Source organism: Pirellulales bacterium, assembly GCA_035656635.1.
Lineage (GTDB): Bacteria > Planctomycetota > Planctomycetia > Pirellulales > JADZDJ01 > DATJYL01.
This window is the reverse complement of record DASRSD010000180.1, coordinates 1-9,065: the sequence shown is the minus strand read 5'-3', so window position 1 is coordinate 9,065 and position 9,065 is coordinate 1. Positions and strand designations below refer to the sequence as shown.

9 protein-coding genes are annotated in these 9,065 nt (G+C 56.6%); all 9 read right to left on the bottom strand.

Annotated features, from left to right (window positions below):
• On the bottom strand, nt 1-151 hold a 151-nt coding region (locus VFE46_18730; GenBank protein HZZ30039.1), incomplete at its 3' end, for a molybdopterin-binding protein.
• A 20-nt stretch (nt 152-171) separates the two neighbouring features.
• Nucleotides 172-762 (bottom strand): DUF4202 domain-containing protein, encoded by a 591-nt coding sequence (locus tag VFE46_18725; protein ID HZZ30038.1) that lies wholly within the window; start codon nt 760-762, stop codon nt 172-174.
• 1 nt (nt 763) lies between these two features.
• Complete coding sequence (locus VFE46_18720; GenBank protein HZZ30037.1) at nt 764-2,137, bottom strand: hypothetical protein; 1,374 nt, start codon at nt 2,135-2,137, stop codon at nt 764-766.
• A gap of 123 nt (nt 2,138-2,260) precedes the next feature.
• Complete coding sequence (locus VFE46_18715) at nt 2,261-3,436, bottom strand: alanine--glyoxylate aminotransferase family protein (protein HZZ30036.1); 1,176 nt, start codon at nt 3,434-3,436, stop codon at nt 2,261-2,263.
• 788 nt (nt 3,437-4,224) lie between these two features.
• Nucleotides 4,225-5,148: a lysophospholipid acyltransferase family protein gene (locus VFE46_18710; GenBank protein HZZ30035.1), complete on the bottom strand. Its 924-nt coding sequence runs from the start codon at nt 5,146-5,148 to the stop codon at nt 4,225-4,227.
• A gap of 155 nt (nt 5,149-5,303) precedes the next feature.
• Nucleotides 5,304-6,395, bottom strand: a complete 1,092-nt coding sequence (locus VFE46_18705) for a Gfo/Idh/MocA family oxidoreductase (GenBank protein ID HZZ30034.1) — start codon at nt 6,393-6,395, stop codon at nt 5,304-5,306.
• 253 nt (nt 6,396-6,648) lie between these two features.
• Nucleotides 6,649-7,566 (bottom strand): JDVT-CTERM system glutamic-type intramembrane protease, encoded by a 918-nt coding sequence (locus tag VFE46_18700; GenBank protein HZZ30033.1) that lies wholly within the window; start codon nt 7,564-7,566, stop codon nt 6,649-6,651.
• 12 nt (nt 7,567-7,578) lie between these two features.
• A complete protein-coding gene (pgsA, locus tag VFE46_18695) occupies nt 7,579-8,229 on the bottom strand; it encodes a CDP-diacylglycerol--glycerol-3-phosphate 3-phosphatidyltransferase (GenBank protein HZZ30032.1) in 651 nt (216 codons plus the stop codon).
• Between the two features lie 194 nt (nt 8,230-8,423).
• On the bottom strand, nt 8,424-9,065 hold a 642-nt coding region (locus VFE46_18690; GenBank protein ID HZZ30031.1), incomplete at its 5' end, for a radical SAM protein.

Below are 9,065 nucleotides of genomic sequence, written 5' to 3'. Positions count from 1 at the left end.
GCACGTTGGCGTCCAGATTGTCGGCTACGGTGGTGTGATACAGCACGCTAACTCCCAGTTCGCACAGCCGAGTACTGAGCCATTGACTGTTCGTATCTAGCCTTTGGCCGCTGGTAAGTTCATCGCCAATGGAAATGACTTCGGCGTGCATAGGATAAACGAAGGCTGTTATTACGTAGTCAATGCTTTTTCGATGATTGCTTTGGTTTCAACCGGTAACGGCAATTGCAGTGCAGCCTGTTGGCCTTGGACAGACATTTTTTTCCATGTTTTGCGAACAATGTCGATGAGTTTCGCTTCATCGTGCTGATGGGAGAATTCGGCGAAGTAGTTATCCAAAAAGACCAGGCAAACGACGTCTTCCAAAAGCTGGGCCTCGGGATCTAGCTTCATGCGTTCTTTACGGACGAGCGATTGGACGCGACCGATTGTCGCTTCGTCGTAACCAACTTCGCGTAAAACTTTGCCCAGCTTCTCCGCATGCATCCGCTGGCATGTGCTTCGCCAACGGAAATAACCTGGACGATCCATTGGGTACTCACCGCGCGGAATGGTCCAGCGACAGATGTGTTGTCCGTGGGCCGCCAGTTTTGATGCTTCCGAAGCATCGGGCGACATTCGCTGCAGCCAGTCGCTCATTCGCTGCGAATAAACCACTTCCTTTGGCTGCTGACGGCCTTGGAATAATTCGCGATTCGGGTCGGCGGCGTTGATGGCGTCGATCCGTGCGATTGCGGCAGTAAATCGTTCAGCTGGTTCCATTTCAAATTTGATACGCAACATTGCCAGGGCCAACAAGCCGCGGTGGGGGACGGCCAATGAGTACGCTGCACATGCCTCCGCGCTGGGCGACATTGACCACTTGCTTCTGCGAGGCTCGGCCCAACAACGCCAGTCCATATTTGGTAGCAGCAAAACCCATCACGGTGTAAAACGGCTCCACATGAACTGTGCCGTCCTCGCCGAGGAATGGAAATTCCCCAACCGGAATGGCGGCCAATCGCTGCACAACCCAATCGCCGCCGACAATCGCTTTTTCAATGGCTTGCTCCCATTCGTGTGCTTCCAGCAGGTGCCCCAACAACACGCGGTCGCCACCGTAGCTGCGGTTGGGCTTCAGCACCAGCATGTCGCGATGGGTGCGAATAAACTTCAACAAATCGCCAACTTCGCCATCGAGCAAAGTAGTGCGCCGGTCGAATACTAACCGCGTCCACGCCACGTGTCGGCGAAACACCTGCCGTTCGTCGGCGTTGAAATATCGCCGGACCAGTGTGGGCTCGGTCAGAATTTCCCAAGTGCTTTTGTGATCGAAGTCCCCGGCCATCGAGGAAATCATACGGTTCTCTCGAAACAGCTTCCGCATCGGTTCCACGTTAACCCCTTCATCACGGGCCAACGCAATCAAGTCGCGCACTTCGTAATCACGGTAAGCCACATCAATCGACGAACCCTCATACATCACCTCGTCGCCTTCAATGTACAATTCTGCCGGATCGGCATGCAGAATTTTTAATCCATGGCGCTGTAAATAATACTCGGCCAGCGCCGTTTGTTCGTCGATGCCGCTGCCGGCGTATTTGGGTTCGACAAAGCACACGTGCTGGCCCGGCCGGCCAATCGCTTCCAAATGATCGAGCAAATCTTGGATGAACAGCTCCCGCAGGTCGGGACCCGGCTCAAGTTGCAACAGCGGATCAAAGCGCTGTAGCACCGGCACTACAAAATCAGCAATCAGGCGGTCGCAAGTAGGAGCCAGATGAATGCCCCCCACGCCCGAAAGATTCGGCTCGATGAACCGCAGCGAGTCCTTCCACATCGGGCTGGTGAATTCGATCACGCCGTCCAGCCGGCCGAACACCGGGTTATTCTCGCGCTGGCTGGGTCCCCAACTATCGTGCAGCCAGACTTCTTCCTCTGGGGAAAGCGGAATAATCCGCTGCACTTCGGCATCGGCCAAGTACATTTCCGGCAGCCGCTTCAAAGCGTTCAACAGCGTAAGCGACACGAAATGCAGGTACGATGCTTGATCCGGCATGACGGCGCTGGGCCGCAACAACACACGAATCGTTTCTACCTGGCCGTCGCGTTCATAAATCATGCTCCGCCGCCGAGCTTCCTCATGCGTACGGGTCATCAAGTTGGCTAGTTCCTGTGCCGGAAGCGCGTAGAAAACCTTCCGCACTCGGCTATCGAGGTTTAACCCACTCAAACCCAGTTCTTCCAGCGGCGTTAACGTAGCAAAAACTCCTAATTTGAATTATTTGTGCGATTGATAAAACTCGTTCGCGGCCGCCAACGCGGCGCCGTGCGAAAACTTGTGTCCTTGCTCGGCGAGTAACTGTTCCAAGGCCGATAATAGCAGCAGCACGTCGTTGGCCCGGGCGCCGTAACCCATCAAGCCGATCCGCCACACTTTGCCTTTGAACGCGCCCAAGCCCCCGCCAATCTCAATTCCAAAACGCTCCAGCAATCCGCGACGAACTGCCGCATCGTCCACGCCTGCTGGAATTTTCACCGCGTTCAGCATCGGGAGCTGATGCCCTTCGCTGGCGGAATAACCGATGCCAATCGCCGCCAGTCCGGCTTTCAGCGCCGCATGGTGCCGGGCATGGCGGGCCCAGCAATTTTCCAATCCTTCCTCCCCAATCACCTGCAACGCTTCATACAGGCCGTACGTCATGTTGATCGGGGCTGTGTGATGATATACGCGCTCCTGACCCCAGTATTGCGAGAGCATCGTGACATCCAGATACCAACTTTGAACTTTCGTTTTGCGAGCGTGAATTTTTTTCATCGCTGCGGGACTAAACGTAATGGGCGCTAAACCCGGCGGGCAACTCAGACATTTTTGCGTGCCGGAATACACAATGTCGAGCTGCCAACGATCTGTTTCGACCGGAATGCCCCCCAGCGACGTAACTGCATCGACCAGCAGCAAAGCGCCGGCCTCGTGAACCAGTCGGCTGATTTCCTCCAGCGGCTGCCGAGCGCCGGTGGAAGTTTCGGCCATGACAATGCCCACTACTTTCGGCTGGGCTTTCGCCAGGAGCTCTTTCAGATCGGCAGGAGAAAAAACTTCGCCCCAGGGCCGTTCCACTTTGGTTACTTTGGCGCCGGCTCGTTCGGCCACGTCAGCCATGCGGCCGCCAAACACGCCGTTAACGCACACCAGCATCGAATCGCCCGGCTCAATCACATTCACCACCGCGGCCTCCATGCCGGCAGAACCCGTGCCGCTAATGGCCATGGTCATTTCGTTTTTGGTGCGAAACAACTCGCGGAGCATCTGCTGCATGCCGTTCATCAGTTCCAAATAGTACGGATCCAAATGCCCCACCGTGGGCTTGGACATCGCCGCCAATACGCGGGGATGAATGTCGCTGGGCCCGGGGCCAAGCAAAATGCGAACCGGCGGATTCAAGGGAGCAGCCATGAGTGAAGTAAAAATTGAGGATGAAAATGTGATTGACCGTTGATTCTTGGATTTTAATTTTCGTGACAGAACATCCGCATTTTGTCGCAAGCGAAGCACGGTTGATGCCGAGATTTCTCGGGCAATCGCGCATCCACTGGGCGACAAAAGTCTGCGAGTTTACGTCCAAAAATGCACATTGTCGACGAATTGTTTGTTCGTTGCTTACGGCGAACACCAAACGCTGCAGCGGCGGCTGCGCGCCCACCGCGGGTTGATCGCAGCCGTCTTCCTTGCAGGAAATACAGGGTTCCTGGAAGGAAATACAGCGCGACAGACGCCTTCGCAGCTTGTAGCAAATCGCTCATCACCAGCAAACTCGATTGAAAATCAGATGCTATACGTTCCAAGCGACGTACAGCATAGCAGATGAGTGGCCCAATTCTGGGAGAAATTTTTTAAGTGCTGTGATGTCATCAGCTTGCACTTACCATTGACTGAGAAAAGTCGCAGGCGTCTGGAGACGGACCTCATTACAGATTTCAAGTCAGGCGACAGGCGGGCATCTAATCTCCGTCTAAGTCAGGCGGCCCGACGACAATCGCTGGAGGCTGCCGGAACTGTTCGCCAACCAGGCCGGGTCGCGTGAACTTGCAGTCCGAGCCAGATTCCCAGCGCGGTGATGGCCATGAGCAACGTGCGGAGGCATGAATCGTCGCAGCTTCATGCGCTGCATTGTAGCACGTGGCCGCGGGGCGAAAATCGTATAGCCGCCGGTCGTGGCCGACCGGGCTAAGCCCTGCCGGCGCTCACGCGGCGGCACGTTTTTTTACTGGCCGGTTATCTTTCCAGCGGCGATGCACCCACCAGTATTGATCCGGCGCGCGGCGGACAATGGTTTCCAGCACGCCGGTGTACCACTGCGTGAGGGCGGTAATATCTTTCAGCGCCGGGTCCATCGTGGCGGGGTCGACCAACGCTTCCAGCCCCATTTCGTATTGCAGCGGCTTACCCAAGCGGCGGGCAAAGCCGACCATCAGCGAGGCGTCGTTCGTTAGCGCGAACACCGCAATGGCTTTGTGCGTGGAAGCGGGACGGTTGAAAAAATTCACCCAGCAGCCTTTGTAACCGGCGTGTTGATCGGCCAGCACTCCCAGCGTGCCGCGCCCTTCTAACAGGGCCGAGGCTTCCTGGGCGCTACCTTGCTTGGGCAATATGTATTGCCCCTTGAGTGCGCGAAAATGGTTCACGAACTGATCGAGATACGGATTATCCAGCGGCCGAGCCACGGTGAACGTGGGAAAGCCGAACAATCCCAGCGTGTAGCCGGCCAGCTCGAAATTGCCGAAATGCCCGGAAACAAACACTCGGGGCCGGTTGCGAAACAATTCGCGCATCATCGGCGCTTCGTTTTTGAAGCGGATGTAATCGCGCCAATTGGTATCGTGCACTTTGCGCGGGAAGTGGGCGATTTCGGCGAGCATCAAAAACAAGTGCTCCCACATGCGGCGGGCTGTTTCGCGGCGCGCCCGATCCGACATGTTGGGAAAGGCGTGGCGCAGATTTTCGTCGATCACCTGAAAGCGGAGGGGAATTAACTTGGTCGCCACCCAGGCCAACCCCCGGGCCATACGCTGACACGTTTCGATGCTGACCGCTTGCAGCACGCACACGAAAATGCGCACCAGCAGGTAAACAGTGTAATGGCCGGCGGCGGTGAAGCGGGACGTCATAAAAAATGACCAATAACCAAGCACCAATGACCAATAACAGACACCGAACGCAGGCGGATTGTGCCGCGCCGGCAGAAAACGGCAAAGAGCGATTTCGGGCCACAGAATCCGCGAATCCGTCCGCAAATATAGCCCGACTGTGTCAGTCGGGTGCCCTACGACGTTTTATCGCGCTGGCGGGCGGCCAGCGCCGGATCGTCTTTGAGCGGCAGTTGCACCGCCTGGCGTGCTTCGGCCGATTTGTAAATGGCCAGAATAATTTCGACCGAGCGGCGCCCTTCGTTGCCGTCGACGGCGGGAGTGGTGTTGTTCTTGATCGCCTGGATGACATCGGCAAATTGCAACGCGTGGCCATGATGGCCGATGGCCGACGGATCGCTGGCGCCGCCGCCGGTGCTGCGGGCTTGCGCCATTCGCTGACGAACCGCTTCATCGCGCGGATGCGGCTGAGCGAAATCCCAGGTTTTGATGTCTTCTTCTTCCATCACGGCGGTTCCCTGATCGCCGTGAATTTCAATCCGCTTCAGGTAACCGGGATAAGCGGCCGTGGAAGCTTCAATCACTCCCAGCGCGCCATTGCTAAAACGAAGGGTAGCCACGCAAGTATCTTCGACGGCAATGCGCTCGTGAGCCAAAAGGGCGGTGTGGGCCGTGACTTCCGCCACCGGACCCATCAGCCAAGTAAGCAAATCGACGCTGTGCACTGCCTGGTTCATCAGCGCCCCGCCGCCATCGAGCTGCCAGGTGCCGCGCCAAGCGCCGCTGTCGTAATACTGCTGGTTGCGAAACCACTTGACGTAAGCATCGCCCAGGGTCAGCTTGCCGAACCGCTGCTCATCGACGGCCCATTTCATTTGCCGGCTCGATTCGTGAAATCGTGACGGGAACACGGCCGACAGCTTCACTTTGTTTTTTTCGCAGGCGGAAATAATGGCGTCGCAGCGCGAGAGCATAATTTCCAGCGGCTTTTCCACGATCACGTGCTTGCCGGCATTGGCCGCGGCGACAGCCGGCTCCAGGTGCGCGCCGCTGGGCGTGCCAATGGTCACGACCTGCACGGCCGGATCGGCCAACATCTCTTCCAGCTTGGTATAGCCGCGGCAGCCTGCTTCGGCGGAAAATTTTTCCACGGCCGGAGCATAACTGTCGAAACAAGCCACGAGCTTGGCATCAGGCACGTCGGCGATGGCTTTGGCATGAAATCGAGCGATCATGCCGCAGCCAATAATTCCAAAACCGTAAGGCATGGCAGGCGTGGGTGGGTGTGGAGGTGATGGGGTGATGAGGTGAGGGGGAGCGATCAACGATGAGCATGTTTAGCCGCGAGGCGCTAACCGAGTAGGGTGAGCGCTAGATTATAGACCACCGTGGGGGTGATCGAAAGTGCCGCAGAGGAAATGACCAATGTCCAAATCCCAATGACCAATGATTAAAAAGCAGGTCGAGGGTTGGTCGTTGGTGCTTGGTCATTGGTCATTGAGTGTTTTGGAACCCGGCCGGTCATTTGCTTGCAAACAGCATGGCGATGGTAATGCCGTTTAGCAAAAAATGCACGACGACCGATGGCAGCAGCCGATGCGTGCGGTGGTACAAAAATCCAAGCACCAAGGCCAACAGAAACAGCGGAATGGGCGCCGCCCCCTGCCCGGAATGAGTCAGCGCAAATAGTTCCGAGGTCACGATAATCGGCACTGTCCCCAAAGGTAAATTCAGCAATCCGGGCGGGGCCGCGCCGGCCGGCGCTAGGGCGCTGTCCCATTTTTGTTCGCACCAAGCCCGTTCGATTTTTTCCAGCCAGCCTTGCAGAAGAACGCGAAAGAAGAACTCTTCCGCCAGCGGCGCTACGAACACGGCGGAAACCGTCACGATGAGCCAGGAAATTGCCTCGGGCCGTTTTTCCACCGTGTCGATGAGCGGATGGTGGTACTGGACAATGAACACTTGCGAGATGATTTGGATCGTATACAAAATTGGCGCGATCGCCACGAAGGCAATGACTCCGCAAGCCACGTCGTACAGCGGCCTGGAAAAATCAAATCCGAGATCGGACTTGGTCGCCTGCACCCGGCGCGCGATGACCGCCGCGCCGATCAACACGGTGACCAGCCGAGCCACGGCATCGCAAGCGAACTCCGCCAATTCTTCCTGACTGGTGACGCCATGCCCTTCAACCGACGGCGTGATGCCTGCCAAGCGCAACCCTATGCTGCCGCAAAAAAACTCGGCCAGGAAAAAAACCGCCAATACCAGCACAATATCGACGCCTTCCCACGGCACGGGCCGGTGCGGCTCAAAGGCCAGCAGCGTATGTTTGCTCCGCCAGCGCCAGGCCAGCCACAGCCAAATGGGAACGCCCAACCCCAAAATGCTGCAAATTTGCTTGACCAGCTCGGCAGGCGTAATGTCGATCCCTTGCATTGGCGTGGGCCGCTACATGCCGCGAATCAAGCCAATGGCTGCCCGCACATAGGCGTAGCCGGAATAGATGGTGATGGCAATCATCGACCAAACGGAAATGACCACGATGTATTGCACCCACTCGTGCGCTTCAATGCCGATATCGCCGGCGAGCATGGTGGGAGGAATGGTGGGCGCCACGGGAGGTTGGTAACTCAGCCAGAACAAACTGGCGCCCACGGCCGTGCACTGCAAAATAAATTTCAGCTTGCCGGAAATGGCGGCCGAAAAATCGGACCCATGCTGCTCGAAAAAGCTGCGCAAGGCAGTCACCAGCAATTCGCGCCCCAGCACTAATACGGCCATCCACGCCTGCAGGCCCGATTGATGATCGGCGGCCAAAAAAATGTACGTGCCGCAAATAATGACCTTATCAACAAACGGATCGAGCATGCGCCCCAAGATGGTAATTTGCCCGTAGCGCCGGGCCCAAAAGCCATCGAGCCAGTCGGTGCCGGCAGCCAGCAAGAACAGCCAGAAGCCGGCCCAATACCAATGAAAGTGCAATAGCACAAACAGCACGACCGACAGAGCCAAGCGAATGGTGGTGACTTCGTTGGGAAAATTGACGATGGTGCGTTCGTCGTATTTAGTGGGCACCGGCGGTTGGCTAGCGATCGACATGGCTACGCTATTCTACTTCACACCAGGAGAAATGGCGAAGACCGAATGGGAAAAGCACGAATGACCAATTGAAGCAAATGACGAATGACCAAATCCCAATGACCAATGATTAATAAGCAGTTCAGGAGTTCATCATTGGTCATTGGGATTTGGTCATTGGTCATTCTCAATGGCTGTTCGTTTATCCCTGGCCTCTATTGGCCCGGGCCGAGAGCGGCGGCGACCAGGTCGTATTCGGCGGTGGCGACAATTTCGCAGGGGACGATTTGCCCGGGCTTCAGCCGCTTGCCGGTGACGTATACCACGCCGTCAACATCGGGCGCATCGGCATAAGAGCGGCCGAGCCAGGCATTTTTTTCCTCAGGCACCGCCCGGTCGATGAGCACATCCAGCCGCCGGCCCAGTTGCGATTGGTTCCACTGAAACGCCACTTCCTGCTGCACGGCCATCAATTGGTCGCGACGGGAGTTTTTTACGTCTTCGGGAAGATGATCGGGCAGGCGGATCGCGGGCGTGCCGTCTTCATAAGAATACGTGAACACGCCCAGGCGCTGAAATTTTTGCTGCTGAGTAAACTCAACGAGTTCGGCAAATTGGTCATCGGTTTCACCCGGGAAGCCGGTAATGAAGGTCGTGCGGAGCACAAGATTGGGAATCCGCGAGCGAAGCGTAGACAAAAGTTGCTCGGTTTCAGTCCGATTCACGCGGCGCTGCATGCGGCGAAGCATGGTGTCATTAATGTGCTGCAGCGGCAGATCGAGATAGGGCAGAATTTTGCCGCCGGCGGAAATGACATCCACCAATTCGTCGGTGAAATACATGGGATACAAGTACAT

What these genes read in the sequence shown, in the direction of transcription:
- VFE46_18725 (HZZ30038.1), bottom strand. Translation starts at nt 762, where the DNA reads ATGGAACCAGCTGAACGATTTACTGCCGCAATCGCACGGATCGACGCC.
- VFE46_18720 (HZZ30037.1), bottom strand. Translation starts at nt 2,137, where the DNA reads ATGACCCGTACGCATGAGGAAGCTCGGCGGCGGAGCATGATTTATGAA.
- VFE46_18715 (HZZ30036.1), bottom strand. Translation starts at nt 3,436, where the DNA reads ATGGCTGCTCCCTTGAATCCGCCGGTTCGCATTTTGCTTGGCCCCGGG.
- VFE46_18710 (HZZ30035.1), bottom strand. Translation starts at nt 5,148, where the DNA reads ATGACGTCCCGCTTCACCGCCGCCGGCCATTACACTGTTTACCTGCTG.
- VFE46_18705 (HZZ30034.1), bottom strand. Translation starts at nt 6,395, where the DNA reads ATGCCTTACGGTTTTGGAATTATTGGCTGCGGCATGATCGCTCGATTT.
- VFE46_18700 (HZZ30033.1), bottom strand. Translation starts at nt 7,566, where the DNA reads ATGCAAGGGATCGACATTACGCCTGCCGAGCTGGTCAAGCAAATTTGC.
- pgsA (HZZ30032.1), bottom strand. Translation starts at nt 8,229, where the DNA reads ATGTCGATCGCTAGCCAACCGCCGGTGCCCACTAAATACGACGAACGC.